The organism is Streptomyces sp. NBC_00989 (genome assembly GCF_045162655.1).
Taxonomy (GTDB): Bacteria; Actinomycetota; Actinomycetes; order Streptomycetales; family Streptomycetaceae; genus Streptomyces.
This window is the reverse complement of record NZ_CP108728.1, coordinates 986162-1011848: the sequence shown is the minus strand read 5'-3', so window position 1 is coordinate 1011848 and position 25687 is coordinate 986162. Positions and strand designations below refer to the sequence as shown.

The 25687-nt window shown below is 70.4% G+C and carries 23 protein-coding genes; 8 read left to right on the top strand and 15 right to left on the bottom strand.

The annotated features are described in order from the left end of the window. Nucleotides 1-5 precede the first annotated feature (5 nt). A complete protein-coding gene (locus OG714_RS04545; RefSeq protein ID WP_406118679.1) occupies nucleotides 6-1376 on the bottom strand; it encodes a ricin-type beta-trefoil lectin domain protein in 1371 nt (456 codons plus the stop codon). 306 nt (nucleotides 1377-1682) lie between these two features. Between OG714_RS04545 and OG714_RS04540 the strand changes: the two genes are divergently transcribed. After that, the gene (locus OG714_RS04540) at nucleotides 1683-2192 is read left to right on the top strand and encodes a hypothetical protein (protein WP_406118677.1); all 510 of its coding nucleotides are present in this window, start codon (nucleotides 1683-1685) and stop codon (nucleotides 2190-2192) included. Here OG714_RS04540 and OG714_RS04535 read toward each other — a convergent pair. Next, entirely contained in the window at nucleotides 2146-3039 is an 894-nt protein-coding gene (locus OG714_RS04535) for an alpha/beta fold hydrolase (RefSeq protein WP_406118676.1), read from the bottom strand. The two genes, OG714_RS04540 and OG714_RS04535, sit on opposite strands and share 47 nt — an antisense overlap. Before the next feature lie 97 nt (nucleotides 3040-3136). On the opposite strand from OG714_RS04535, the gene OG714_RS04530 reads away from it, so the two are divergent. Then, nucleotides 3137-5737: a helix-turn-helix transcriptional regulator gene (locus OG714_RS04530; RefSeq protein ID WP_406118675.1), complete on the top strand. Its 2601-nt coding sequence runs from the start codon at nucleotides 3137-3139 to the stop codon at nucleotides 5735-5737. Nucleotides 5738-5840: 103 nt separating this feature from the next. Next, nucleotides 5841-7256, top strand: a complete 1416-nt coding sequence (locus OG714_RS04525; protein WP_406118674.1) for an FAD-binding oxidoreductase — start codon at nucleotides 5841-5843, stop codon at nucleotides 7254-7256. Nucleotides 7257-7281: 25 nt separating this feature from the next. Here the strand turns inward: OG714_RS04525 and OG714_RS04520 are convergent, their stop codons facing one another. Then, entirely contained in the window at nucleotides 7282-7989 is a 708-nt protein-coding gene (locus tag OG714_RS04520) for an NPP1 family protein (protein WP_406131718.1), read from the bottom strand. Nucleotides 7990-8347: 358 nt separating this feature from the next. Between OG714_RS04520 and OG714_RS04515 the strand changes: the two genes are divergently transcribed. Then, entirely contained in the window at nucleotides 8348-9307 is a 960-nt protein-coding gene (locus OG714_RS04515) for a LysR family transcriptional regulator (RefSeq protein WP_406118673.1), read from the top strand. A 20-nt stretch (nucleotides 9308-9327) separates the two neighbouring features. Here OG714_RS04515 and OG714_RS04510 read toward each other — a convergent pair whose 3' ends face one another. The 10 genes from OG714_RS04510 to mgrA all read right to left on the bottom strand — a co-directional run bounded on the left by OG714_RS04510 (nucleotide 9328) and on the right by mgrA (nucleotide 19843). Beyond that, nucleotides 9328-10020: a hypothetical protein gene (locus OG714_RS04510; protein WP_406118671.1), complete on the bottom strand. Its 693-nt coding sequence runs from the start codon at nucleotides 10018-10020 to the stop codon at nucleotides 9328-9330. A gap of 157 nt (nucleotides 10021-10177) precedes the next feature. Further along, nucleotides 10178-11383, bottom strand: coding sequence for a vWA domain-containing protein (locus OG714_RS04505; RefSeq protein ID WP_406118670.1), 1206 nt, complete (start codon nucleotides 11381-11383; stop codon nucleotides 10178-10180). Further along, on the bottom strand, nucleotides 11380-12018 hold the full coding sequence (locus OG714_RS04500; RefSeq protein WP_406118669.1) for an SRPBCC family protein: 639 nt from the start codon (nucleotides 12016-12018) through the stop codon (nucleotides 11380-11382). The genes OG714_RS04505 and OG714_RS04500 overlap by 4 nt, the downstream gene beginning before the upstream one ends. Beyond that, on the bottom strand, nucleotides 12015-12908 hold the full coding sequence (locus tag OG714_RS04495) for an AAA family ATPase (protein ID WP_406118668.1): 894 nt from the start codon (nucleotides 12906-12908) through the stop codon (nucleotides 12015-12017). Before OG714_RS04495 ends, OG714_RS04500 begins: the two co-directional genes overlap by 4 nt. Beyond that, on the bottom strand, nucleotides 12905-13786 hold the full coding sequence (locus OG714_RS04490) for an XdhC family protein (protein WP_406118666.1): 882 nt from the start codon (nucleotides 13784-13786) through the stop codon (nucleotides 12905-12907). The genes OG714_RS04495 and OG714_RS04490 overlap by 4 nt, the downstream gene beginning before the upstream one ends. 11 nt (nucleotides 13787-13797) lie before the next feature. Beyond that, a complete protein-coding gene (locus OG714_RS04485; protein ID WP_406118665.1) occupies nucleotides 13798-16194 on the bottom strand; it encodes an aerobic carbon-monoxide dehydrogenase large subunit in 2397 nt (798 codons plus the stop codon). Further along, entirely contained in the window at nucleotides 16191-16748 is a 558-nt protein-coding gene (locus tag OG714_RS04480) for a (2Fe-2S)-binding protein (RefSeq protein WP_406118664.1), read from the bottom strand. The genes OG714_RS04485 and OG714_RS04480 overlap by 4 nt, the downstream gene beginning before the upstream one ends. A gap of 2 nt (nucleotides 16749-16750) precedes the next feature. Then, the gene (locus OG714_RS04475; protein ID WP_406118663.1) at nucleotides 16751-17632 is read right to left on the bottom strand and encodes an FAD binding domain-containing protein; all 882 of its coding nucleotides are present in this window, start codon (nucleotides 17630-17632) and stop codon (nucleotides 16751-16753) included. Nucleotides 17633-17742: 110 nt separating this feature from the next. Continuing rightward, entirely contained in the window at nucleotides 17743-18738 is a 996-nt protein-coding gene (locus OG714_RS04470) for a Dyp-type peroxidase (RefSeq protein ID WP_406131717.1), read from the bottom strand. Between the two features lie 61 nt (nucleotides 18739-18799). Next, on the bottom strand, nucleotides 18800-19843 hold the full coding sequence (gene mgrA, locus OG714_RS04465; protein WP_406118662.1) for an L-glyceraldehyde 3-phosphate reductase: 1044 nt from the start codon (nucleotides 19841-19843) through the stop codon (nucleotides 18800-18802). Between the two features lie 145 nt (nucleotides 19844-19988). On the opposite strand from mgrA, the gene OG714_RS04460 reads away from it, so the two are divergent. Continuing rightward, nucleotides 19989-20507 (top strand): hypothetical protein, encoded by a 519-nt coding sequence (locus tag OG714_RS04460; protein ID WP_406118660.1) that lies wholly within the window; start codon nucleotides 19989-19991, stop codon nucleotides 20505-20507. A 73-nt stretch (nucleotides 20508-20580) separates the two neighbouring features. Here the strand turns inward: OG714_RS04460 and OG714_RS04455 are convergent, their stop codons facing one another. Continuing rightward, nucleotides 20581-20994 (bottom strand): arsenate reductase ArsC, encoded by a 414-nt coding sequence (locus tag OG714_RS04455; protein WP_406118659.1) that lies wholly within the window; start codon nucleotides 20992-20994, stop codon nucleotides 20581-20583. A gap of 88 nt (nucleotides 20995-21082) precedes the next feature. On the opposite strand from OG714_RS04455, the gene OG714_RS04450 reads away from it, so the two are divergent. The 3 genes from OG714_RS04450 (at nucleotide 21083) to OG714_RS04440 (ending at nucleotide 22925) form a co-directional block, all read left to right on the top strand. Then, on the top strand, nucleotides 21083-21391 hold the full coding sequence (locus OG714_RS04450) for an ArsR/SmtB family transcription factor (protein WP_406118658.1): 309 nt from the start codon (nucleotides 21083-21085) through the stop codon (nucleotides 21389-21391). Then, nucleotides 21388-22167 (top strand): aquaporin, encoded by a 780-nt coding sequence (locus tag OG714_RS04445; RefSeq protein ID WP_406118657.1) that lies wholly within the window; start codon nucleotides 21388-21390, stop codon nucleotides 22165-22167. The genes OG714_RS04450 and OG714_RS04445 overlap by 4 nt, the downstream gene beginning before the upstream one ends. Nucleotides 22168-22604: 437 nt before the next feature. Next, nucleotides 22605-22925, top strand: coding sequence for an acetyl-CoA synthetase (locus tag OG714_RS04440; protein WP_406118656.1), 321 nt, complete (start codon nucleotides 22605-22607; stop codon nucleotides 22923-22925). A 39-nt stretch (nucleotides 22926-22964) separates the two neighbouring features. Here OG714_RS04440 and OG714_RS04435 read toward each other — a convergent pair whose 3' ends face one another. After that, on the bottom strand, nucleotides 22965-25622 hold the full coding sequence (locus OG714_RS04435; protein WP_406118655.1) for a glycosyl hydrolase: 2658 nt from the start codon (nucleotides 25620-25622) through the stop codon (nucleotides 22965-22967). Nucleotides 25623-25687: the final 65 nt, after the last annotated feature.

The following is a 25687-nucleotide window of genomic DNA, read 5'->3' as shown; positions in this document are numbered from 1 at the left end:
GTCCGTCAGCCGGTGTACTGGGCGAAGATGCTGGTGAACTGCCAGTTGCTCTGGCTCACGCCCGAGCACGTGTCGTCGTTCGGGTAGGCGCCCGAGCAGGGACGGTCACGGTTGGCGGACCAGAACGTCAGCCGCGCGAGGTGGTGCGCCTGCGCGTAGCCGAGGATGGTCTGGAAGTCGGCGGTGGTGACGGTCTCGCTGTTGTCGGTGATGCCGTTCATCGAGGAGATGCCCATGTCCCGGTAGGCCGCGTCGTCGCTGTAGCCGTACGCGTTCTTCAGCGCGGTCTTGAGGCCCTCGGCGGCCCGCTGGGTGAGCGTGCCCATGTTCTGGCCGGCGCCGCCGAAGTCGAACGGCATGATCGTCCAGGCGTCCACGGTCAGCCCGGAGGACGCGGCCCGGTTGATGAGGCTCGTGTCGGGCCCGCTCTGCCCGGTGCCGATGGTGACGTACACCTTGATGCCCGGGTTGTTGGCCTTGACGGTCTTCAGCGCGTCCACGGTCCGCTGCTGCACGGTCCCGTTGCTGTAGGCGTCGGCCTCGATGTCGATGTCGATGGCCTTGAGCGAGTAGGCGTTGATGACCTTCTGGTAGGCCGCCGCCAGTTCACTCGCGCTGGAGCAGGAGCTCTCCAGCTTGTTGCCGCTGTAGCCGCCGAAGGACGGGACGACATCGCCGCCGTTGGCGCGCACGGTGTTGATGGTCGTCTGGTCGACACCGCCGGTCAGCGCGCGGCCGCCGTCCCACTGCGGGTTGCAGTAGCCGTTGCTCAGGACGAACGCCAGCGTGAACCACTTCACGCCGGTCGCGTTCATGACAGTCGTGGGGCTGGGCGGGTTTCCCCAGCCGTTGTACAGGTACGGGGCTACGGCCATCGGGGCGGTCGTGGGAGGGGTCGTACCGCCGGCCGCGGGCGCGGTCCACTTCTGGTTGGCGGCGCCGGAGCAGGTCCAGATCTGGGTGCGGGTGCCGTTGGCCGTGGAACTGCCGGTGACGTCGAGGCACTTGTTGGCGGCCGGGTTCACGATGTCGCGCGCGGCGCTGACCGTCCACTGCTGGTTGGCGCTGCCGCCGCACGTCCACAGCTGGAGCTGGGCGCCGTTGGCGGTCGAATTGCCGGTGATGTCGAGGCACTTGCCGAGGGCTCTGATGGTTCCGTCGGAGCCGACCGTCCACTGCTGGGCGGCGGTGCCGTTGCAGTCGTAGATCTGTACGGCGGTGCCGTCGGCGGAGCCGGCGCCGGCGACGTCGAGACACTTGCCGCCGAGGCCGGTGATGGTGCCGGTCGCGGCAGAGGCGGAGGGGGCTGCGAGGGTGCCGACGGCGGTGAGGCCGAGGGAGAGCGCGAGGGCGCAGCGCAGGGCGAGGCGTTGCATGACGAGGGCCCTTTCGTCCTGGGGTGGGGGGTGGACGCCGCCGGCTGGAGGGCGGTGAGACGTGAACACGAGTGTTCACATATATGAGCGGGGAATGCATTCATGGGAGGTCTGTTGGCTGGTGAACCTAAAGGTCTGCACCAAAGCCGTCAAGAGGTGCGACCGGAGAAGTCCCGCACGTCATGGCTGAGTTGAGAAGTTGTAGGCGAAGGAAAAGAAATCACCAGGACCATTGAGTGGCCGGTTCTCACAGGTCACACTGTGCGGGATTCGTGATGATCGTCGGGGCGGCGTGTCGGAGGAACCATGAGCACATCGGGGACCGCGGAGGTCGCAGTCCGGCACATACTCAGTGACAAGGTCACGGGCGGCGTCATCAGACCGAAGACGCGCACGATCACCTGGACCGACGCCCACTACGCGGTCAAGCGGCCCCCGTCGGGCAAGCACACGGTGGAACTGACCTGCACCGAGTGCTCGGCGTCCCTGCTGGCCGAGGTCCGCGACCAGGCCACCACCCGCACGCTCGCGGCCGTCATGCGTGTCATCGGGGTCGTGTGCGCGGTCGTGTTCTTCGCCGCCCTCGCCTACGCGATCCACGAGGGTGGCAAGACCCTCCCCGAGGGCCAGTCGCTCCCCGTCCTCTTCTCGATCAGCGTGGTCGCCGTCGTCGTCACCTTCGTCGCCGGGCCCACGTTCTACGTGAACGGCCGCAACTACAACGGCGTCAGCATGCTCGACGCCCCCAAGCCGCGCCGCAGGCACCAGATCAGGCCGGTGCGGCCGACGCGGTCGCGCGTACGAACTCGCCGATGATCCGGGCGAGTTCGACGGGCCGGTCCAGCGGGAGCAGCGTGTAGCCGTCGGCCACCTCCACCAGCCGCCCCTGCGGCAGGAGTTGAGCCAGCCGCCGCCCGTGCTCGGGCGGCATCACCCGGTCCTCGCTCGCCCAGACCACCAGCGCGGGTCGGTCGAACTCCCGCAGCCGTACGGCGGTTCGCTCCAGCAGGCGGCGCCCGCCCGCCGACGCGGCGCGCAGTACGCGTACGGCATCGCGGCGGATCTCCGGCTGCCGCCGGACCGGCTCCGTCCAGCGCGCGGTGACCGCGTCGCCGCGCTTCGTCAGCAGGCCGAACGCGAACGGCAGGCGGCGCAGCGCCCGCACGCGCATCTGCCGCATGAACTGCCCGAACAACCACGGCGGAAGACGCCCCGCGAGCACGAGGGTGCGGCCCGTGAGACCCGGCGGGAAGTTGTCGAACGCCTCGCAGGAGACGAGGACCACCCGCCCCACGCGCGCGGCCCCCTCCGCCATCAGCAGCTGCGCCAGCGCCCCGCCCGTGTCGTTCCCGACGAGCGTGACGTCCCGCAGATCCAGCCGGTCGAGGAGTTCGGCGACGAGCCGGGCCACCCCGGGCAGCGACAGATCGGCGTCCGCCCGCATCGGATGGCGGTGCGCGCCCAGCGGGAGGGTCGGGGCCACGCACCGGTGGGCGGCGGACAGTTCGGCGATCGGACCGGCCCACAGCGACGCGTCCATCAACAGGCCGTGCAGCAGCACCAGGACGGGACCGTCGCCGCCGGTGTCCTCGTACGCGAGGGGCCCGGCCGAGAGTTCGATCAGGTGCTGCGCGGTCGCCCCGGACGGTTCGGTCCTGGTCATGAACGCCTCCCGTGAGTGTCTGCGTTCAAGAGGGCGGCGGAGGGCCGAAGTGTGACACCCGTACGGGAGTTCGCGGGGGAGTGGCACAATCAGCCACGTGGATCGGGGGATCCTCGAGCGTGAGCCCGAACTGGCGCGACTGGCCTCGGCCGCACGTGAGGCGGCGGACGGGGCCGGCTCCGTTGTGCTCGTCTTCGGCGAGGCAGGCATCGGCAAGTCGACCCTGGTGAAGGCCATGCCGGACCGGCTGCCGCACGGCACGCGCGTCCTCCTGGGCCAGTGCGACGACCTCGCCACCCGCCGCCCCCTCGGCCCGTTCCGCGACCTCGTCGGCAGCGTCGGCACCGAACTCGCTCTGGCCGTCCTGGAGGGCGGCGACCGCCACCGCGTGTACGAGGCACTGCAAGGGGAGTTGGCCGGTGTACCGCATCCGGCGGTGCTCGTCGTCGAGGACGTCCACTGGGCCGACGAGGCCTCGCTGGACGCCCTGCGCTTCCTGGTCCGGCGGATGGATCGGCTGCCCGCCGTACTCGTCCTCACCTACCGCGACGACGAGTTGAGCCGCGAGCACCCGCTGCGCCACCTTCTCGGGCAGGTGTCCCGCACGGACCGCGTGCACCGGCTGCCGCTGGCCCGGCTCTCCAAGTCGGCGGTGCACAGCCTGAGTTCGGCCAGCCGGCTCGACCCGGCGCAGGTCTACGAGGTGACCTCGGGCAACCCCTTCTTCGTCACCGAGGTCCTCGCGGCCGGCGGTACCGGGGGAGTGCCCCCGACGGTCGTCGACGCGGTGCTCGCCCGGCTGCGCGGACTCGACGGCCGGACCGTCGACGCGCTGGAGCAACTCGCCGTCGTGCCCTCGGCCGTCGAACGGCCCTTGGTCGACGCGCTGGTGACCGGCGGAGTCGCCGTGCTGTCCGACGCCGAACAGCGGGGGCTCCTCACGGTGACCCCCGAACGCGTCGCGTTCCGACACGAGTTGATCCGCCGCGCCGTCGCCGACTCCCTGCCCGCGGCCCGGCGCATCGACCTCAACCGCGATGTGCTCACCGCCCTCATGCTCCGGCCGGGCTCCGACCCCGCCCGCGTCGTCCACCACGCCGCACAGGCCGGAGACCAGGACGCCATCGCCCGCTACGGCCCCCGCGCGGCCCGGGACGCCACCGAGGCGGGCGCCCACCGCGAGGCCGCCGCCCAGCTACGGCTCGTGCTGCGGCAACGGCACCGCTACCCGCCCGCCGAACTCGCCGACCTGCTCGAACGCTACGCGGTGGAGTGCTACACCGTCGCCGACTCCGTCGAGGCCGTCGCCGCCCAGCGCGACGCCGTGGCCCTGCGCCGCTCCCTCGGCGACACCCTCACCCTCGGCGCCGATCTGCGCTGGCTGTCCCGCATCCACTGGTGGGCGGGCCACGCGCAGGAGGCCCAGGACGCGGCACGGGAAGCCATCGCCGTCCTCGAACACGCCGGTGACGACCGGCTGTTGGCCCTCGCACTCAGCAACACCGCCCAACTGCGCATGCTCTCCGACCGGTATGCCGAGGCCATCGCGCACGGCGAGCGCGCCATCGCCCTGGCCCGGCGCGCGGACGACGCGGCGATCCTGGCCCACGCCCTCAACAACGTGGGCACCGCCCGCTGGCGCAGCGGGGACCCGGACGGGCGACGGCAGGTCGAGGAGAGCCTCGCGGTGGCGCTGGCCGCGGGCGAGGTCGAACACGCCTGCCGGTCCTACGCCAACATCATCTGGTCCCTCCTCGACGACCTCCGCTACGCCGAGGCCGACCGCTTCCTGCCCCCGGCCCTGGAACTCGCCGACCGCGCGGAGCACTTGGGGTTCCTCAACTACCTCCACGTCGAGCAGGCCATGCGCCGGCTCGCGGCGGCGGACTGGGACGACGCCGAGCGAGAGGCCGAGTACGGGATGCATGACTTCGTACCGGCCCGCTGCCCGGCGCTGACCGTCCTGGCCCGGGTGCGCGTCCGGTGCGGCAGGCCGGGCGCCGACGAACTCCTCACCCAGGCCCAGGAGATCGCCGTACGGGCCGGGGAGTTGCAGCGCATGGGCCCGGTGGCGGCGGCACGGGCGGAGGCGGCCTGGCTGCGGGGCGACCATGCGGCGGTGATCGAGGCGGCGGAGCCGGTCCATGCGCAGGCGGCCCACCTCGACCATGGGCCGTACCGGGCCGAACTCGGCTACTGGCTCAGCAAGGCCGGGCACCCGGTGGCCGTCGACGACAGTGACCACCCGTACGCGCTGCAGGCCGCCGGGGAGTGGAAACGGGCCGCGGATCTGTGGCAGGAAGCAGGCTGCCCCTACGAACACGCCGCCGCGCTCGCCGAGGGCCCCGACCCGGCCGACAAACTCACCGCGCTCGCCGAACTCGACGCGCTCGGCGCCGAACCCCTCGCCCGCCTCGTCCGCACCGAACTGCGCACCCTCGGCGTCCGCCACATCCCGCGCGGCCCGCACGCGGCGACCCGGGGCAACCCGGGCGGACTCACCGAGCGCCAACTCCAGGTCGTACGACTGCTGGTGGACGGCCTCACGAACCCGGAGATCGCCGACCGGCTCGTGGTGTCCGTCCGTACCGTCGACAACCATGTGCGGGCCGTACTGGAGAAGCTCGACGCACCCACCAGAGGGCAGGCCGCCGTCCGTGCCACGGAACTCGGGCTGCTGCCGTACGGCGAAACGTAGGTACCCGACGGCGCCGAGCTGGGTGACGCGCACGGATGACCGCACAGTCGCGGGCGACATAGAACGAGCAGGTCATGCAGAGCACCACGAAACGGGGGACCGCATGTCCAGCACGCCCGCACAGACCGCTCGCCGTGAACTGACCGACTTCACGGGGGAGTTGATCGGCCCGGACGACGCCGCCTATCCGGAGGCCCGCGCCGTCTACAACGCGATGATCGACAAGAGGCCTGCCCTTATTGCCCGTTGCGCCGACGCGGACGCCGTGGCCCGCGTGATCGCCTTCGCCCGCGCCCACGAACTGCCCCTCGCGGTACGCGGCGGCGGGCACCACGGAGCCGGACTCGGCACCGTCGACGGGGGAGTGGTCGCCGACCTGTCACCGCTGAAGGACATCCACGTGGACCCCGAGGCCCGCACGGTACGGGTCGGCGGCGGCTGTGTCTGGGGCGAGGTGGACCGGGCCACCAACGCGCACGGACTCGCCACCCCCAGCGGCATCATCTCCACCACCGGCGTCGGCGGAATCGCCACCGGCGGCGGGCTCGGCCACCTCACCCGCAAGTGCGGGCTGACCATCGACAACCTGCTGGAGGCCGACCTCGTGCTGGCCGACGGGAGCCGGGTACGGGCGAGTTCGGACGAGAACAGCGACCTGTTCTGGGCGGTCCGGGGCGGTGGCGGCAACTTCGGCGTCGTCACCTCGTTCCTGTTCCGGCTGCACGAGGTGAGCACGGTCGTCGCCGGGCCCACCTTCTGGCCGGTCGAGATCAGCGCCGAAGTCCTCACCGCCTACCGGGACTTCCTGCCGAACGCGCCCCGCGAACTGAACGCCTTCTTCCTGTACGGAAGCGTCCCGCCCGCCCCGCCGTTCCCCGAGGAGATCCAGCTGCGCAAGACGGCCGGCGTCGTGTGGTGCTACACCGGCGGCGACACCGAAGCCGCCGCACGCGAGATGGCCCCGCTGCTCGACGCCCTGCCCACACCCCTGCTGCACGCGGCCGGACCGATGCAACACCCGGACATGCAGGGCATGTTCGACGGGCTCTACCCGCCCGGCGACCAGTGGTACTGGCGCGCCGACTTCGTGAACGACATCCCCGACGACGCCGTCGAACTCCACGCCAAATTCGGCGCCGAGGTGCCCACCCCGCAGTCGACGATGCACCTCTACCCGATCGACGGCGCCGCCCACGACGTCGGCAACGACGAGACCCCGTGGGCGTATCGCGACGCGCGCTGGGCTTCCGTCTTCGCCGGCGTCGACCGGGACCCCGCCAACACCGGCCTCATCAAGAGGTGGGCCGTCGACTACCAGGAGGCCCTGCACCCGTACTCGGCGGGCGGCGCCTACGTGAACATGATGATGGACGAAGGACAGGAACGCGTCCGGGCCAGCTACCGCGGCAACTACGAGCGCCTGGCCCGCATCAAGGCCGACCGCGACCCGGACAACGTCTTCCGCCTCAACCAGAACATCCACCCGACCCCGAAACCACGCTACGAGACCCGCCCGTGAGAGCGGTTCCGAGGCCGGGCCGGCATCACGCGTTCGGGTCGAACGAGATGCCGGACGGCTTGGCGATGGACAGGGCGTAGTTGAAGTCGCTGTCCCTGATCTTCAGCGTGGCCGAGCCGAAGTCGGCGCCCAGGAGCTTGTCCTTGAGGCCGGCCGGGTAGCCGTTCCAGCCCACCAGACGCGGGTAGAACCAGTTGCCGGTGGCGTTCTCCGCGGGCTCGTCGTTCGTGTTGGCGAAGCGGAAGTCGTGCGAGCCGATGCCGTCCTTGTGGTAGACGATCTTGGGGTGTGTGCCGTCGAAGCGCACCCCCGAGGCCGCCGACACCTGGTACGCGGAGTGCTGCGACACCGACACGTACTGGACCGTGTTGTCCTTGATCCACACCACGACGTGCTCCCAGTCGTGGGTGTGCCCGATGGCCGCCGGACCCAGCGTGACCTGGTCCTTCTCGAAGTAACTGGCGTACATCACCGCGCACCAGTCGTTGTTGCACTTCGTCCGGGAGTACGTGTTGGAGTTGTTCAGCTGGGCGAGGTCGTGGCAGTGCCCGTTGACGTCGCCGCCGAGCTTCAGCCCGGGGTTGAGGGTGCCGTCGGTGCCGATGGCGGCCGTGGCGTAGCAGCCGTCGCCGTCGTAGTCGTAGGCCGGGGAGAAGGTCTGCTCCAGGCCGTCCGCGTTCTGCGGGAGCGCCGTCAGCACGGAGGCCTGGGCGGCCGTCGCCTGACCGACCACGAGGGCCAGCGCACCGAGGACGGTGACGACGGCGGAGCGGCGAAGGCGCCGGCTGCGGGGCTTCGCGGCTCTTGCGGGGTTTGTGGTGGGGGGTGTCGAATGAGGCACGCCAACTCCAGGTTCTTGGCTGTGGGGGGCGCTACTGGCTGCGCCAGGTCCAGACCTTTGCAGGCCGGTGTGTGCACGTCAACACCCTTGCGGTGTACGGGTTTTGGCAGGCCGCTGAACTTTCCCGCCTGTGCTTTTCCTGTGTTCCCGCGGCTCTCGGCGCGACCATGGCTCTCGGCGAACAAGTGCGCTAATTTGAGGTCCAGGGCACAGGTGAATGGGCACCCGTGGCGAGTGCGGGAGGTTCTGGTTGACTCCGGCGCAACTACGGGCCTTCGCGGCGACCGTACGCCTTGGTTCCGTGAAGGCCGCCGCGGCCGATCTCGCCGTCACCGAGTCCGCCGTCTCCATCCACATCGCGCATCTGCGCAGGGAACTCGGCGACAAGCTCTTCGCCCGCACGGCCAACGGGCTCGCGTTCACCCCCGGCGGGCTGCGGCTGGCCAGCCGCGCCGCCGAGATGCTGGGGCTGCAGGACCGGACGATCCTCGAAGTGAAACAGGCCGGCTCCGGCCGACGACTGCTGCGCGTCGCCGCGTCGAGCCTGTTCGCCGAGCATGCCGCCCCCGGACTGATCGAGCTGTTCGCGGGGCGCGCCGACGACCTCGACGTCGAACTGAGCGTGCACGGCCCGCAGAAGTTCGCCTCTTTGCTGCTGACCCGCGCGGTTGACGTCGCCATCGGGCCCCGCCCCGCCACCCTCGACGACGCCACGACCTGCACGCACTTCCTCAACTACCAGGTGATCGCCGTCGTAGGACCGGACCATCCGCTCGCGTCCGCGGCGACTGCCGGTGCGGCCGAACTGCGCGGCCAGACCTGGCTGTTGGGTCCCTCGGCGGTGGGGCGGACGGGCATGGTGCCGTCGGTACTGCGCCGCTTGGGCATCCCCGAACACAACCAGCGGATCTTCCAGAGTCATGCCGCCTCCGTCGACGAGGCCAAACGCGGCAAAGGAGTCGCCCTCGCGGTCGCCTTCGCGGTGACGAAGGACCTCGCCGAAGGTGATCTCCGTCAACTCGCCGGTCCTCAACTTCCCGCGCGCGGCTCCTGGAACCTGCTCGCCCTGCCCGACCGCGAAGCGCCGGCCGCCGCCGCGGAGTTGCGGCGGTTTGTCACCACGCCGCGGGCCACGCAGGCGATGTTGCGTGGTGCGGGGGTTACGGCGGGGCGGTTCCGGCCGGCTATTCATGTGACGTTGTGGAGCTAGGCCCCGTCGTCGATGTCCGCTCACTGTTGTGTGACGTGTCTTGCGCAGTAGGTCGGACCGTCCAACCCGGCGATGTCCAGGAAGGAGTCCTCCGCCAGCTTGATGTCGTCCTTGCGTGGGCAGTTGCCGTACGGGTCCGGCTCGCCGACGATCTTGAGATCGGGCAACGTCTCCCCCTCGCAAGGGACTTCCTTGTACTGGTCGGTCGGGCCCGAAGTCCACAGGCAGTCACCGACGCGGATCTCCATGCCCCCTCCGCCCGGGTCACCGGGGTGCGGGGCCTTGAGGTTGCGTACGCAGGCGTAACCCACGCCGCCCAGCCACCGGGCGTAGTCACGTGAGCCCGCGAGTTCCGGCCCACTGGCATCGGTGACGCCCAGCACGTCGTCCGTGGAGTCGGGGCAGTCGATGTAGGTGGACCGGGTCATCTTCTCCTTGACGCGCTTGAGGACCTTGCCGATGGCGTCGGGGTCGTCGCAGGCCATCTCCTCGACACGGCCCTCCGCGTCATCGGCCGCGGACCCGTAACAATCGTCCTTGGCCAGCAGCACGGTGTCGGTGTCGCTGTACGGCGACTGGGGCGGACTGCTCGACGGGGTCTCCGCCTCGGTCCACGTCGCGGCCGGGGTTGAGGCGGACGTCTCCGACGATCCACGCGCTCCGTCGTCGCCGTCCGAGCAGCCACTGGCCAACACCAGCGTGCCCAGTAACACGACAGCTCGTAAGCCGCGCACGTACCGCATATCAAGGCCCCCTGCCTCAGTCTCCTCAATGTACCTACGCGCAAAGGGAGTTGAGCGGTTCCCGAGTGGGCGGCGGGCGCTTTCCGCTCCACGCGCGGGTGAGGAGTGAGGGACATCGGCACCGGCCCTAGCGGCTGAACCGGGCGATCTCGCCCGGCACCCGCAGCAGCGCGCCGAAGCTGTCGGCCGGGAGCAGCAGGTCGACGTACGGCAGGGCCGCCGTCATCGTGGTCGTGCGGGGGGCGAAACCGGGGGCGGCGGCACGGGGGTTGAGCCAGATCACCGTGTGGGCGCGGCGGCGTAGTCGGGCCATGGCGGTGGCGAGCTGGTGTGGTGGGTCGCCGTCCCAGCCGTCCGAGGCGATCAGTACGACCGCGCCGCGCAGGGTGCCGCCGTGGTGCGAGGTGAGGAGCGTGCCCAGGCAGTGGGCGATGCGCGTGCCGCCGAACCGGTCGGCGACCCGCTCCGTCGCCTCGCCGAACGCCTCCTGGGCCGAGCGGTGCGCGAGCACCGTGGTGAGGCGGGTCAACGACGTGGCGAACGCGAAGACTTCCGCATGCGTCGTCAGCACGAGGGCTCGCATCAGATGCAGATACGCCACCGCCTGCGCTTGCATCGACCGGCTCACGTCACACAGCACGACGACCCGGCGCGGCCGGTCCACCGGCCCGGACCGGACGAGCCGTACCGGTTCCCAGCCGGTCCGCCGGGCCCGGGCCACGGTCTCCCGGATCGCCACCCGGTGACCGCTCGCCCGCACGGTGTGGCGCCGGGTGCGGCGTACGGGCCAGTCCCGCAGCCGTGCTTCGAGCCAGCGGCCGAGCAACTCGGCCTGTTCCGCGTCCAGTTCACCGAACGGCGTGTCCACCGCTGCCGCCAGCTCGCTGGGCAGCCGTTCCGGCATCGTCGTCAGGGCCCGGTTCTCACGGTGTTCGGCGCTGTCGACGGCGGGCGGCAGGGTGACCCACGGCAGCCCGGAACCGCCGACGGGGTCACCGCCGCTGGAGTCGGCGCCCGCAGAGTCCTCGCCGTTTGCCCCCGCACTGCGCCCGTTGCGGCGCGCGTTCGGGTCGAGGGCGAGTACGGACTGCCCGAAGACCGCGTCGAAGACGTCGTCGAAGCGGGCCAGGTCGGGACGGTCGCGTACGAGGGTGACCCGAGCCGTCCAGTACAACGATGTGCGCGTCCTGGGCGGGGCGGCCGCGAGCGCGTCCACGAAGTCCCGCGTGCCGGTCAGACCCACCGATACGCCGTGTTCCCTGAGCCGCGCGGCGAGTGCGGTCGCGAACGCGGCCCGGTCGACGGCCGGCAGCAGTGGACCGCTCGGTGTCATCGGACCAGGAGATAGATCACCACGGCGATGACGACGGCCGCGCCGACGGCTGGGAGCAGCCGCTTGTACACGGAAGCGCCGGCCACCTGCATCAGGTCCAGCGGCACGCTCGGCGCGGGCTGTGACACGGGTGCCGCCGGCACTGCCTCCGGTTCCGTCGGGACTGCCTCCGGTTGCGTCTCGGCTTCCCGTGTCGCCAGCAACTGTGTCTCCACGTTCGCCACGAACTGCGCGAACAGCTTCTCCGAGATCTCCTTGATCATGCCGCTGCCGAACTGGGCCAGCCTGCCGCTGATGTTGAGGTCCGTGCTGACCGTCACGACCGTGCCCGTACCTTCGCCGCGCAGCCGCGCGTCGACCGTCGCCGACGCGTTGCCGCCCCCGCGCATGTCCTTGCCGGCCGCGCTGATCACGGCGTGGTGGGCGCTCTCGTCCCGCTCCAGGAAGCGCGCCGTACCCGCGAACTGGCTGACCATGGGCCCGACTTTGACCCTGACCTTGCCCCGGTGGACGTCGCCGTCGACGCCGGTCAGTTCGGCCCCGGGCATGCACGGGGCGAGGGCCTCCAGATCGGTGAGCGCCTGCCACGCCCGCTCGACCGGCACACCGACGCTGAACTCGTTGTCGATCTTCATGGTGTCCTCGCTTCTTCGGGGTAGCCGAGTGCGTCGAGGGCGCCGACGACGGCCGTGCGGTCGTCGGGGCTCTTGGCGACCGTGCTGAGCGTGCGGACGATGTCGTCGCGGGCCAGTCGCGCGACCCGCAGCGCCGCCAGGGCGGAGACCCAGTCGATGGCCTCCGCCATGCCGGGCGCCTTGTCGAGGTCCAACTCGCGTACCCGGCCGATGAATTCGGTCGTGGACGCGATCAGCGGTTCGTTCGCGGCCGGTACCGTACGGCGCAGGATCTCCGCCGTGCGTTCGGGCGTGGGGAAGTCGATCCAGTGGTACAGGCAGCGCCTGCGCAGCGCGTCGTGGAGTTCCCGGCTGCGGTTGGAGGTCAGTACCACGACGGGCGGGCGTACGGCGGTGAAGGTGCCCAACTCCGGGATGCTGATGGACCGTTCGCCCAGGAACTCGAAGAGCAGCGCCTCGAACTCGTCGTCGGCCCGGTCGATCTCGTCGATCAACAGCACGGGCGGCAGCGGGCCTTGATGGCGCACCGCCCGCAACAGGGGCCGGTCGAGCAGGAAGTCCTCGGTGAACAGGTCGGCGTCGGACAGCTCCCGTCCGTGCGCCTCGGTGAGCCGGACGGCGAGCAGTTGGCGCTGGTAGTTCCACTCGTAGAGCGCCTCGCCCGCCGTCAGCCCCTCGTAGCACTGGAGCCGGATCAGCGGAGTGTCCAGCGCCTTGGCGAGTGCCTTGGCGGCACTGGTCTTGCCCACGCCGGGCTCGCCCTCCAGCAGCAGCGGCCGGTCCAGCAGCGTGGCCAGGAGGAGGGCGGTCGCCGTGCCGTCGTCGACGAGGTGGCCGACCTCGGCGAGCCGCTGCCGTACGTCGTCGGCGTCCGTGAAGAGTTCGCTCACCCGGTGGCCCGCCCACCCGAGGACCAGCGGTCCCGACAGCCCGGACCGCAGAACCAGAACTCGCTCTCCCCGGTGGTGAGATGGGGTGTGTCGGGGCCTGCGGTCACGGTCATGCCGCACACCGGGTCCACGGCCTGGGCAGGGCGCTCGGGCGCGGGAGTCTTCGATGCGTGGACGACCCGCACCACGTCCGCCAGGATCGACAGCGCGATCTCGGCCGGCGTACGGGCGCCGATGTCCAGCCCGGCCGGAGCCCGCACGCGGGACCGTTCCAACTCGGTCAGGCCGAGTTCGTCGAGGAGGGCTGCGGCACGGCGGTGGCTGGCGACCAGCGCGATGTGACCGACGCCCGCGTCGAGGGCGGCGCGCAGGGACTCCGCGTCGCCGCGGCCCTGCCCGGCCAGGATCACCGCCGACGTGTGCGCGGTGGGCGGGTGTTCGGGCAGGGAGCGGGCCGTGGCGTAGCCGAGCAGGCCGGCGAACGCGACGCAGGCCTCCGCGACGGGTGTGGTCCCGACGACCTCGATCAGCGGCGGTGGCAGCACCGGCTCCAGGAAGATCTCCAACGCACCTCCCGACAGGCAGGGGTTGACCACGACCCGCGCCCCCGGCGTCTCGGGGAACTCGGCGTCCCCCTGCGGCAGGACGCGCAGCAGCAGCGGTCCGCCGTCGTGCAGGGCGCCGAGCGCGGCCGTACGCACCGAACCCTCGGCGCACTGGCCGCCGACGAAGCCGTCGATGGTGCCGTCGCCGTGCACGATGGCCTCGTCGCCGGGGTGTGCCGAGGCGGGCGCCTGGGCCCGCACCACGCGCGCGTGGACGAACGGCACGCGCCGCTCGGTGAGTTCGAGGGCCCGAGCACTCAACTTGCCGGTCATCATGGCCACCTTCAGATCGGCGGAGTCGGTCGGCCCTGCATCGCCTCCCACACCCGCGAGGGCGTGAGCGGCATGTCCGCGTGCCGGATGCCGTACGGCTTGAGCGCGTCGACCACCGCGTTGACGATGGCGGGCGGCGAGCCGACCGTCGCGGACTCGCCGACACCCTTGGCACCGATGGGGTGGTGCGGGGAGGGCGTGACGGTGAACCCGGTCTCCCAGTCGGGGACTTCGAGCGAGGTGGGGATCAGATAGTCCATCAGCGAGCCGCTGAGGCAGTTGCCGTCCTCGTCGAAGGAGATCATCTCCATCAGCGCCATGCCGACGCCGTCGGTGAGCCCGCCGTGCACCTGCCCCTCGATGATCATCGGGTTGATACGGGTGCCGCAGTCGTCGACCGCGACGAACCGGCGGACGGTCACCTTGGCCGTGCCCGGGTCGATGTCGACGACGCAGATGTAGGCGCCGTGCGGATAGGTGAGGTTCTCCGGGTTGTAGCAGATCTGCGCCTCCAGACCACCCTCCACACCCTCGGGCAGATCGCCCGCGCCGTGCGCCCGCATCGCGATGGCCTGGATGGTGACCGAGGCCTCCGGGTCACCCGCGATGTGGAAGGAGCCCTTCTCCCACTCCAGGTCGGCGACCGACACCTCCAGCATCCCGGAGGCGATCAGGCGTGCCTTGTCCCGTACCTTTCGGGCGACCAGCGCGGCGGCGGCGCCCGAGACGGGCGTGGACCGGCTGCCGTAGGTGCCCAGGCCGAACGGTGTCTGGTCGGTGTCGCCGTGCACCACGTCGATGTCCTGCGGCGGGATGCCGAGTTCCTCGGCGACGATCTGCGCGAACGTCGTCTCGTGACCCTGCCCCTGCGACTGCACCGACAGCCGGACGACCGCCTTTCCGGTCGGATGCACCCGCAGTTCGCAGCCGTCGGCCATGCCGAGGCCGAGGATGTCCATGTCCTTGCGGGGTCCGGCGCCGACCGCCTCCGTGAAGAACGAGACGCCGATGCCCATGAGTTCACCGCGGGCCCGCTTCTCGGCCTGCTCGACGCGCAGCGCGTCGTAGCCCGCGAGTTCCTTCGCCAGCTCCATGGTGGGCGCGTAGTTGCCGGAGTCGTAGACCCACCCGGTCTTGGTGCGGAAGGGGAACTGTTCGGGGCGGATGAAGTTCTTCATCCTCAACTCGACCGGGTCCATGGCCAGTTCGTACGCGAGGCAGTCGACGATCCGCTCGATCAGGTACACGGCCTCGGTGATGCGGAACGAGCAGGCGTAAGCGACCCCGCCGGGCGCCTTGTTGGTGTAGACGGCGGTCATCTTGCAGTGGGCGGCCTCGATGTCGTAACTGCCGGTGAAGACACCGAAGAAGCCGGCCGGGTACTTCACCGGTGCGGCCGTGCCGTTGAACGCGCCGTGGTCGGCGAGGACTTGGGTGCGGACGGCGAGGATGCGTCCGTCGCGGGTGGCGGCGATCTCACCGCGCATCACGTAGTCGCGGGCGAAGCCGGTGCTGATGAGGTTCTCCGCGCGGTCCTCCATCCACTTCACCGGCTTGCCGATGAGGAGTGAGCCGACGATCGCGCACACGTAACCGGGGTAGATCGGCACCTTGTTGCCGAAGCCGCCGCCGATGTCGGGGGAGACGACCCGGATCTTGTGCTCCGGCAGACCGGCGACGATCGCGTAGAGGGTGCGGTGGGCGTGCGGGGCCTGGGTGGTGGACCACAGGGTGAGCCTGCCGTCGACCTGGTCGTAGTCCGCGACCGCGCCGCACGTCTCCATGGGGGCCGGGTGCACGCGCGGGTAGACGATGTCCTCGGTGACCACGACGTCCGCGCGGGCGAAGACGGCCTCGGTCTCGGCCTCGTCGCCGGTCTCCCAGTCGAAGCAGTGGTTGTCGGCCTTGCCCTCCAGGTCGTCGCGGATGACGGGCGCGTCGGGGGAGAGGGCGGTACGGACGTCGATCACCGGGTCCAGCGGCTCGTACTCGACATCGATCAACTCCAGGGCGTCCCGGGCCGCGTAGCGATCTTCTGCTACGACGAAGGCGACCTCCTGGCCCTGGAAGCGGACCTTGTCGGTGGCCAGGACCGCCTGCACGTCGTTCGAGAGGGTCGGCATCCACGCCAGGCCCTTCTCGGCGAGCATGGCGCCGGTGACGACCAGCCGTACCTTCGGGTGGGCCTCGGCGAGCGTGGTGTCGACGGAGAGGACGCGTGCGTGCGCGAACGGCGAGCGCAGGATGGCCAGATGCAGCATGCCGGGCAGGTCGAGGTCGTCGACGTAGCGGCCCTTCCCGCGGACGAAGCGCGGGTCCTCCTTGCGCAGCATCCGGCCGTGGCCGCAGGGCTTCTTGTCGTTGTCGACGAAGGCGGTGCGGTGGCCGTTCTCGGAGACGGCGGTCATGACGCGCTCCCCGAAGCCGAAGCCGAAGCCGAAGCCGAAGCCGAAGCCGAAGCCGAAGCCGAAGTGGCCTGTGTTTCCAGGGACGTTCGGGTCCCGGCCTCCTCGGCCGCCGCCCACCGGATAGAGCGGACGATGGTCGCGTAACCGGTGCAGCGGCAGATCTGCCCGGAGATCGCCTCGCGGATCTCCCTGTCGGAGGGGTCGGGGTTGCGGTCCAGCAGCGCACGCGCGGTCATCATCATGCCGGGGGTGCAGAAGCCGCACTGGAGACCGTGGCACTCGACGAACCCGCGCTGTACCGGGTCGAGTTCACCGTTCTGTTCGAGCCCCTCGACAGTGCGCACCTCGTGTCCGCCCGCCATCGCGGCGAGGACGGTGCAGGACTTGACCGGTTCGCCGTCCAGCCACACCACGCACGTACCGCAGTTGCTGGTGTCGCACCCCCAGTGGGTGCCGGTCAGCCGGAGGTGGTCGCGCAGGAAGTGGACGAGCAGCAGCCGTCCCTCGATCTCCCGGGTGACCTCTTCGCCGTTGACGACCATGCTGACCTGCACGATCACACCTCCTGTCCGTCGATGCGGGCCACGGCCCGGCGCAGCACGCGCAGGGTCAACTCCCGCGCCAGATGCCGTTTGTACTCGGCGCTGCCGCGCCGGTCGGTCACCGGTGAGCAGGCCTCGGCCGCGATGTCCCCGGCCTGTCCGAACAGTTCCTCGGTCGGCCGCCGGCCGCGCAGGGCGTCGGCGATGCCGGGGATGCCCGCCGTGTTCGGGCCTACGGCGGCGAGTCCCACCCGGGCGTCGGCGATGAGGCCGTCGCCGTCCAGCCACACCGCGGCGCCGGCGGACACCACCGCCCAGTCACCGGCCCGCCGTTCGACCTTCTCGTAGGCGCTGGACCCGTTCGGACGGACCGGGAAGCGGACCTCGGTGAGGATCTCCGCGTCGCCCACGGCGGTCTCGTACGGTCCCCGGTGGAAGTCCTCCATGGACACCACGCGTTCGCCGTCCCTGCCCTGGATCACGCAACTGGCGTCGAGAGTGGTGCAGACCGCGGAGAGGTCCTCGGACGGGTCGGCCTGGCAGAGGGAGCCGCCGAGCGTGCCCCGGTTGCGCACCACGGGGTCGGCGATGACTCGTTCGGCGTCACGGAACACCGGGAAGGCGGCGGCGAGTTCGTCCGACTCCAGCAGCTCGCGGTGGCGGGTCATCGCGCCGATGCGGATCAGTCCGGGTTCGACGCGGACGTAACCCAGTTCTTCGTGCAGGTCGTTGATGTCGATCAGGTACTCGAAGTTGGCCAGCCGCAACTTCATCATCGGGATCAGACTGTGCCCGCCGGCCACCAGTCGTGCCGTGTCCCCCAGGCGGTCGAGCAGCGCGACCGCCTCACCGACGCTGCCGACCCGCTGGTACTCGAACGGAGCGGGAACCTGCATACCGCAATCCCCCTGTCCTGCACGGCTGTTGGCCGGTCGGCCGGGTGCCGCGTCCGGGCCTCATTGGGCGCCCGGCGGACAGGGGTGTCAACGGCTGGTTAACCGTTCACTTAAGTTGCTTGCCCCGGGGAGGCCGGCAGGTCGTCCAGGAAGTCCGCCGAGGGGACGTAGAAGAGACTTCCGGTGACGGCGGTGGAGAAGTCCAGGATGCGGTCGTGGGACGCGGTGTCCGTGCCCAGGAACATGTTGCGGAGCATCTGCTCGGTCACCGAGGGCGTGCGGGCGTACCCGATGAAGTAGGTGCCGAACTCGCCCTGACCCGCGCTGCCGAACGGCATGTTGTCGCGCAGGATCTTCCGCTCGGTGCCGTCCGGGCCGGTGATGACGTTCAGCGCGATGTGCGAGTCGGCCGGCTTGACGTCGTCGTCCATCTCCATGTTGGTCAACTTCGTGCGCCCGATGGCCCGTTCCTGCTGCTCCACCGGCAGCGCGTTCCAGGCCGCCATGTCGTGGACGTACTTCTGCACGATCACATAGCTGCCGCCCGCAAACTCCGGGTCCTCGCCGCCGATCACCACCGCCTCGCGGGCCACCCGCCCGACCGGGTTCTCCGTGCCGTCGACGAAGCCCAGCAGGTCGCGCACGTCGAAGTACTGGAACCCGGACACCTCGTCGGCCACGGCGACCGCACCGCCGAGCCGCCCCATGATCTCGGCGGCCAACTCGAAGCACAGGTCGGCCCGTACGGCCTTGATGTGGAAGAGGAGGTCGCCCGGGGTGGAGACGGCTGTGTGGCGGTCGCCGGTGAGTTCGCGGAACGGATGCAGTTCGGCGGGACGCGGGCCGTCGAACAGCCGGTCCCACACCCGCGACCCGATGCCGGTCACACAGCTGAGCCGCCCGTCCGGCGCGCGGAACCCGATGGACCGGATCAACCCGCCCAGATCTTCGAGGAGTTGGCGCACCGTCTCCTCGCCGCCCGGCTCCACGGTGACGACGAGGAAGGTCGCGCTGGGGGTCAGCGACTCCAGCACCGCCTGCGTGGTCGGGACGCTCTCGCCGCCGGTGTTGCCGTCCGTGTGCTCGACCGAGCCGTCGACTGTCATGTACGTCATGCCTCCGCGCTGTCCTGGGAAGTGCCGGCCTTGACGGCCGGCACCGTGCGACTCAGCCGAGTTTCCCAGTCCGCGCGTCCTGCCACAGGTCGACGCCGCCGTCCACGGCGTACGAGTCGATCTCGGCCAGCTCCTCGGCGCTGAAGGCGAGGTTGTCCAGCGCGGCCACGTTCTGTTCGAGCTGCTCCGTGCGGGACGCGCCGATGACCAGCGAGGTGACCCGCTCGTCGCGCAGCGCCCAGGCCAGCGCCATCTGCGCCAGGCTCTGCCCGCGCCGTCCCGCGATGTCGTTGAGCGCGCGCAGCCGCCGGACCATGTCCTCGGTCAGCCAGCCCGCGTCGAACGACGTGCCCTGCGCGGCCCGCGACCCCTCCGGGATCCCGTCCAGGTACCGCCCGGTCAGCAGCCCCTGCGACAGCGCCGTGAAGCCGATGACCCCGAAGCCCTCGTCCTGCGCGGCATCCAGCAGCCCGTCGTTCTCTATCCACCGGTTGAGCATGTTGTACGACGGCTGGTGGATGAGCAGCGGTGTGCCCAGCTCGCGCAGGATCGCGGCGGCCTCGCGGGAGCGCTCCGCGTCGTAGGAGGAGATGCCGACGTACAGCGCCTTGCCCTGGCGGACGGCGGTGTCCAGCGCGCCCATGGTCTCTTCCAGCGGGGTGCCGGCGTCGAGGCGGTGGGAGTAGAAGATGTCGACGTAGTCGAGGCCCGTGCGCTTCAGCGACTGGTCGAGCGAGGCCAGGACGTACTTGCGGGAGCCGCCGCCCTGGCCGTAGGGGCCCGGCCACATGTCCCAGCCGGCCTTCGTGGAGACCACCAGCTCGTCCCGGTACGGCGCGAGGTCCTGCTTCAGCAGCCGGCCGAAGTTGGACTCGGCGGCGCCGTAGGGCGGGCCGTAGTTGTTCGCCAGGTCGTGGTGGGTGATGCCGAGGTCGAAGGCGCGCAGCGCGATCTCGCGCTGGGTCTCGAAGGGGCGGTCGTCACCGAAGTTGTGCCAGTAGCCCAGCGAGAGCAGGGGCAGGTCGAGCCCCGAGCGGCCCGTGCGGCGGTAGCGCATCGTGCTGTCGTAGCGCCCCGGATCTGCGATGTGGTTCACGACGCCCACTGTGCCCGCGCCCGCCGTGCGCGTCCAACCGATCCCCTTCATCGGATTCAGCAGCGCCGGCACTGAATCCGGGAGCGGATCGCTGAGCGGACCGAGGCTGTTCGACGGTCCCTCGTTCGTCCCTAGGGTCCTCTCCATGAACAGCGACATTTCGGAGAGCCGCGACGAGGGCCCGCTGCGGATCGGCGTGCGCGTCCCGCCCTGCGACCGGGCGGACCGCGTGGCCCGGACCGTACGCCGGGCCGAGGAGCTCGGCTTCGACCAAGTGTGGTTCCCCGACTCGCACACCGCCGGTGACCTCGCCCCACCGATGAGAGCCGAAGTCCCGCTTCTCGCGACGGTGGTCGCCTGCGGTCCCGAGGAAGCCGGCCCACTCGGTGGGATCGGCGCGGGACGCCTTCGCCCGGTGGATCCGGAGGGTCCCGGACAGTACGGGCTCCTCGTTGTGCGCGCACAACCCCCAACCGGCCGTCGGCAGTTCGCTCCTGAGTACCTCGGCCAGCGCCGACGCCGCATTGAGCTGAGCGGCACGGACCGGTTCGCCGGCGAGCGCCCCGCGCGGCCGGGAACCACGCGACCATGCGCCGGTAGCGAGCGACACCGTCGTCGAGAACCGAACCGGTACGCCGTCCTTGACCGCGGTGACGTCGAGTGACTCCCAGGTACAGGTGAGACGGGCTGTCCACCCGTGTGTTCCGGGTCGGAGGAGCCTTCCGTCGCCATGCCGCTCAAGCCTGCGGCTCCGGAGCGATCTCCTTGATCAGGCCCTCGATCAGCGCCTTGATCTCGTCCCGGATCGGACGGACGGCCTCGACGCCCTGGCCCGTCGGGTCATCCAACTGCCAGTCCAGGTATTGCTTGCCCGGGAAGACGGGGCAGGTGTCGCCGCAGCCCATGGTGATGCAGACGTCCGACTCCTTCACCGCGTCGACGGTGAGCATCTTCGGGACCTCGGCGGAGATGTCGATGCCGACCTCGGCCATGGCCTCGACGGCGGCCGGGTTGACGCCTGCGCCGGGGTTGGAGCCGGCGGAGCGGACCTCGACGCGGTCCCCGGCCAGGTGGGTCAGCCACGCGGCGGCCATCTGGGAACGGCCGGCGTTGTGGACGCAGACGAACAGCACGGAGGGCTTGTCGGCCATCAGAGGTCTCTCTTGTCTCGCAACAGAACGGGTGCGACATATCAGTACCCGGTGGTGTCAGTCACCGCTGATGTGACAGTATCAGCGCATGCTGACGTCAGTCGACACTGATCTGATCCGGGTTCTGGCCGACCCGCTCAGGCTCCAGATCGTGACCTTGCTCGCCCAGGAAACGCTGTGCACCACACACCTCGTGGAGGAGACCGGTGCCCGGCAGACCAACCTCTCCAACCACCTGAAGGTGCTGCGCGAGGCCGGGGTCGTCGAGACGGAACCATGCGGCCGGTACACGTACTACAAACTGCGCCCGGACGTCTTCGCCCTGCTCGCCGGTCAGTTCGCCGATCTGGCGGAGTCCGCCCGCGGCGCCGTAGAGAACAAGAGGGCCTGCCCATGACCGCCGCCGAAGCCGCCCCGGTCGCGGAGTCCGCCGCACCCGCCGCCGAGCCGGCCTCCGTCGGGTCCGCGCCGGATGCCACCCCGCCGCGCAACCCCCTGGTCGCCCGGGCCGCCGCCGAACTCATAGGCACCGCCCTGCTGGTGGCCGTCGTGGTCGGCTCCGGCATCCAGGCCACCAACCTGAGCCACGACGTGGGCGTGCAACTCCTGGCCAACTCCCTCGCCACCGTCTTCGGACTCGGCATCCTGATCCTGCTGTTCGGACCGGTCTCCGGTGCGCACTTCAACCCGGTCGTCACGCTGGCCGAGTGGTGGACGGCGCGACGTGGCGGCGCCGGGGTCACTCTGTGCGAGGCGGCTGTGTATGTGCCCGCGCAGATCGTGGGTGCGATCGTCGGCGCGATCCTGGCGGACGCGATGTTCGGCGAGCCACTGGTGAAGTGGTCCACGCATGACCGTTCGGCCGGGCATCTGCTGCTGGGTGAGGTGGTCGCGACGGCCGGTCTGATCCTGCTGATCTTCGGCCTGGCGCGCGCGGACCGGCTGCAGTTCGTGCCCGTGGCCGTCGCCTCCTACATCGGAGCCGCGTACTGGTTCACGTCGTCGACGTCCTTCGCCAACCCCGCCGTGACTATCGGCCGTGCCTTCACCGACTCGTTCGCGGGCATCGCACCGGGTTCGGTCCTGGGGTTCATCGGCATGCAACTCGTTGGTGGGGTAGTCGGGTTGGCCCTGGTGGCGCTCGTCTTCATGCGCGGTCGCCCCGCCGAATGAGGTGCACCGCACAGGTGTGGGGTGGTGACCGACTTCGTCGGCGGCATACGGCAGGAACGATTTCAGTGCGGGCCGGATCGCGGTCTGGCTTCCTTGTCGCACACGGGCGGGTACGGTTCCGCAGGCATTGTGGCCGCCTCCAGGCCCGTCCTTCGTCCACAGAGTCCCTTGTACGGGCATGCTGTATCTGTTCGCGCGGGTCGGGAGGTGCCGGGATGCGGTGGTGGGTCGGGGGATGGGTGGTTGTCGGGACGGTCGTCCTGGCCGCGTGCGGTTCGTCGGCGGGTGGTGGATCGGCCGGTGGGTCGTCTGCGAGTAGTTCGGCGGGATCTTCGGCCGGCGCACCGACGCACACGTCCGCAGCCCCGTCCGCGACTCCTACCGAGGGAAGCTCGCCCACGTCTTCGGCTTCGGCCGGAAGCTGCGTCGCCGGGCACGTGAACGTCACCGTCAGCCCTGGTGACGCGGTCGAACAGCGACTCTGCGTGCGGCCCGGGACGGTGGTGTCCCTCGTCCTGAAGGCCCGTAAGGACGACAAGCGGTGGACGGCCGTGCACAGTTCCGTTCCCGTCTTCGTCGCGGTGGCCGGGTGGCGGTCGGCGACGGACGGTTCGGCCCGGGCCTCGCTGCGGTGTGCGGGGACGCGGGGCGGTACGGCGGACGTCACCGCGTCGGCGAAGGCGCCGGATGTGGCGGGCGCGGCGCGCGTCGTCTTCACGCTGCACGTGAGTGTGGTGCCGTACACGACTCAGGGGTGATCCCGGCGACCCGGGACCACCCCTCCGACTGCCGCCTCGTCAGCGGCAGTTGCGCACGTCGATCGTGTAGATGCCGCGGCCGTGGGTGGCCGCGTACAGCGTCCGGCCGTCCGGGCTCAGCTTCAACTGGAGTACGGCGACGGCCGGGAGGTTCCCGACGCGCTCCCAGGTCGTACGGCCCGGCGCGCGGTAGACGACGCCGAGGTCGGTGGCGACGGCGAGGCCGCCGTTCGGGGTGACGACCGCGGAGTTCGTCGGCACGTCGGGGAGGTTCTTCGAGATGTCCTTCCAGGTGGTGCCGCCGTCGATGGACTCGAAGACGTGGCCGACGCCGGCGCCGGGGCCCTCGGTCCAGTGCCGGGAGAAGCCGTTGACCGCGAGGTAGACGTGGTCGGCGTTCTTGGGGTCGACGGCGAAACCGGCGAGGTAGCGGTTGGGTACGGTGCCGTCCGTGCCCGTGGCCGGGAGGGTGATGTCGTGCCAGCCGGTGCCGTCCGCGTTGCCGACGGAGATGCCGCGGGCGAAGCTCTGGTTGTTGCAGGGGCCGCACCAGGCCGCGTACACCTTGCCGCCCGAAGCCGCGACGGCCGTGGCGGTACGCCCGGCGCCGAGGTCGTACACGCTGGTCCACTCGTCGCCGCTGCGGATGGCGTAGCCGTGGGTCTGGACCCAGATGTGACGGCCGCCGGCGATCCAGGTCGAGCTGTTCTTCATGTCGGCCGTGATCGGGGCGATGAAGCGGGCCTCGCCGGTGGCGTTGTCGGCGGGGGCCACGTTGTACGACGTGATCTTGCTGGGGTCGGTGACCCAACTCCCGTCGTTCACCGCGCAGTTCTGGGTCACCTGGATGGCGAGGTAGACGTACTCCTCTGCCATGTTGCAGCCGTTGGCCGGGTCGGTGAGGGTGTCGCCGCCGTCGCCGCCGAAGTTGGAACCCATCACCGTGTCGTTGCTACGGAGGATCGACTGGCCGTTGTCCTGGAGGCCGCCGGTCACGGAGACACCGCCGTAGGTCAGGTCCTTGCCGACGCCCACCGAGTAGTACTGGAGGGTGTCGATGGTGCCGTCGTTGAGCGAGGTCCAGTCGGTGGCGTGCCCGGAGGCGTCCTGGGAGCCGTTGAGCGGGCGCTTGTAGACGCCGCCGTCGTTGCCGACGTAGACGAAGCTCTTGCCGTGGTAGCTGCCGATCGCGACGCCGTGCTGGTCGGAGTGCGTGGTCGGGCTGCAGTCGCCCGTCTGTTTGGTGGGGTCGATGCTCCAGCAGGGGAAGCCGAAGTTCCAGTACGGGCCGACGGTCGACCAGTTGGTGCCGCCGTCCTTGGTCTCGTAGACCTCCTCCAGGCCCGCGTACACGTGCTCCGCGTTCGCCGGGTCGACGGTCAGGAACTGGTTGTACCAGGCCTGTACACCCGGCATGTAGCCGCTGGAGGTGAGCGCCGAGCCGTCGGCGGCCAGGCCCTTGTAGTCGGCGATCTTCGTCCAAGGGCCGGTGGGAGAACCGGACTTGGAGACGTAGATGCCTTCCAGGCCGCTGTCCGGGTTGGTGTTGAGCTGCTCCGGGGACTGGTCGATGGCGTAGTAGCGCGAGCCGTCGGCGGAGCGGGCGAAGGTGACGTTGCCGACGTCGTCCGCGTCGGCGGGCAGGTCACCCAGGCCGCTGGTGATCCGCGTCCAGACGCCGTGCACCTTGGTGTAGAAGCCGTTGTAGTCGTCACCGCTGCGCCAGCCGACCGCGAGAACCACCTTGGAGGGGTCCTTCGGGTCGATCGCGATGTCGTTGGCGATGTTCTTGTACGCGGCCGAGTCGTCGTTCGCCAGTGAACCGCCCGGCAGATAGGCGGGGTTGGGTGCGAACTCCAGCTTCCAGGCGCCGGTCAGCTTCTTCGTGGAGTGGCTCCACACGCCCTCGCTGGTCGCCGCCCACACTTTGCCGCCGCCGAAGCGCAGTTCGTGGATGGTGGTGGACTCCAGCTCGTCGCCGCCGACCCGGCTGCGGGAGGAGAACGTGCCGTGACGGGGGTTGGACAGGACGTAGACACCGCTGCCGAGGTACGCGTCCGCGTTGGTCGTCGCCTCGCCGGTGCCCAGCCACAGCCGCCCGGCGCCGTCCAGCGCGAGCGCGCCCGTGGACTGCGAGGGCAGCTTGTCGCTGATGGGCTGCCAGCGGCCGCCTCCGGTGTGCGAGCGCCACACTCCGCCGCCTGCGCTGCCCGCGTACACGTACCCGTCGTCGTCGGCGGCCATCGCGGCCATCCGGCCGGTCACATTGCCCGAGCCGCCGCTGGAGTTGGAGTCGTAGTCGCGGTAGCGCGGGTCGTCGGAGTTGTACGGGAGGTCGGTGATGTTGCGCCAACTGCCGCCGGTGCTCGGCAGATTGGTCAGGCTCGTCCAGGCGGCGCCGTAGGCGCCCGGTGCGACGATGCCGGGTGAGGTGCGGGCCTCGGCGTACTGGTCGGCGCCCTCGGCTATCTCGTCGGCCTCGTTGCCGTCGTCACCGCCGTCGTCGTCGGCCTTGGCCTTTGGGCTGACCGCACCCACCGACTGCCCTCGTTCGGCGGCGAGTTGAGCGAGTACGCGGGCCCCGAAGGGGCTGCTGCCCGAGCCGGGCGCGGCGCCGGCGGGTATGGCCACGAGGGCGGCGGATGCGGTGATGGCACAGATCGTGAACCAACGTCTCTTGCGGGTCGGCACTGACACCAGGTCCTCCCGAACGGGATCGGATACAGCCGTCGGGGACGACCCGACCACCGGCGGCAGGAGGA

What these genes read in the sequence shown, in the direction of transcription:
- OG714_RS04545 (WP_406118679.1), bottom strand. Translation starts at nt 1,376, where the DNA reads ATGCAACGCCTCGCCCTGCGCTGCGCCCTCGCGCTCTCCCTCGGCCTC.
- OG714_RS04540 (WP_406118677.1), top strand. Translation starts at nt 1,683, where the DNA reads ATGAGCACATCGGGGACCGCGGAGGTCGCAGTCCGGCACATACTCAGT.
- OG714_RS04535 (WP_406118676.1), bottom strand. Translation starts at nt 3,039, where the DNA reads ATGACCAGGACCGAACCGTCCGGGGCGACCGCGCAGCACCTGATCGAA.
- OG714_RS04525 (WP_406118674.1), top strand. Translation starts at nt 5,841, where the DNA reads ATGTCCAGCACGCCCGCACAGACCGCTCGCCGTGAACTGACCGACTTC.
- OG714_RS04505 (WP_406118670.1), bottom strand. Translation starts at nt 11,383, where the DNA reads ATGACACCGAGCGGTCCACTGCTGCCGGCCGTCGACCGGGCCGCGTTC.
- OG714_RS04500 (WP_406118669.1), bottom strand. Translation starts at nt 12,018, where the DNA reads ATGAAGATCGACAACGAGTTCAGCGTCGGTGTGCCGGTCGAGCGGGCG.
- OG714_RS04490 (WP_406118666.1), bottom strand. Translation starts at nt 13,786, where the DNA reads ATGACCGGCAAGTTGAGTGCTCGGGCCCTCGAACTCACCGAGCGGCGC.
- OG714_RS04485 (WP_406118665.1), bottom strand. Translation starts at nt 16,194, where the DNA reads ATGACCGCCGTCTCCGAGAACGGCCACCGCACCGCCTTCGTCGACAAC.
- OG714_RS04475 (WP_406118663.1), bottom strand. Translation starts at nt 17,632, where the DNA reads ATGCAGGTTCCCGCTCCGTTCGAGTACCAGCGGGTCGGCAGCGTCGGT.
- OG714_RS04470 (WP_406131717.1), bottom strand. Translation starts at nt 18,738, where the DNA reads ATGACAGTCGACGGCTCGGTCGAGCACACGGACGGCAACACCGGCGGC.
- OG714_RS04460 (WP_406118660.1), top strand. Translation starts at nt 19,989, where the DNA reads ATGAACAGCGACATTTCGGAGAGCCGCGACGAGGGCCCGCTGCGGATC.
- OG714_RS04455 (WP_406118659.1), bottom strand. Translation starts at nt 20,994, where the DNA reads ATGGCCGACAAGCCCTCCGTGCTGTTCGTCTGCGTCCACAACGCCGGC.
- OG714_RS04450 (WP_406118658.1), top strand. Translation starts at nt 21,083, where the DNA reads ATGCTGACGTCAGTCGACACTGATCTGATCCGGGTTCTGGCCGACCCG.
- OG714_RS04445 (WP_406118657.1), top strand. Translation starts at nt 21,388, where the DNA reads ATGACCGCCGCCGAAGCCGCCCCGGTCGCGGAGTCCGCCGCACCCGCC.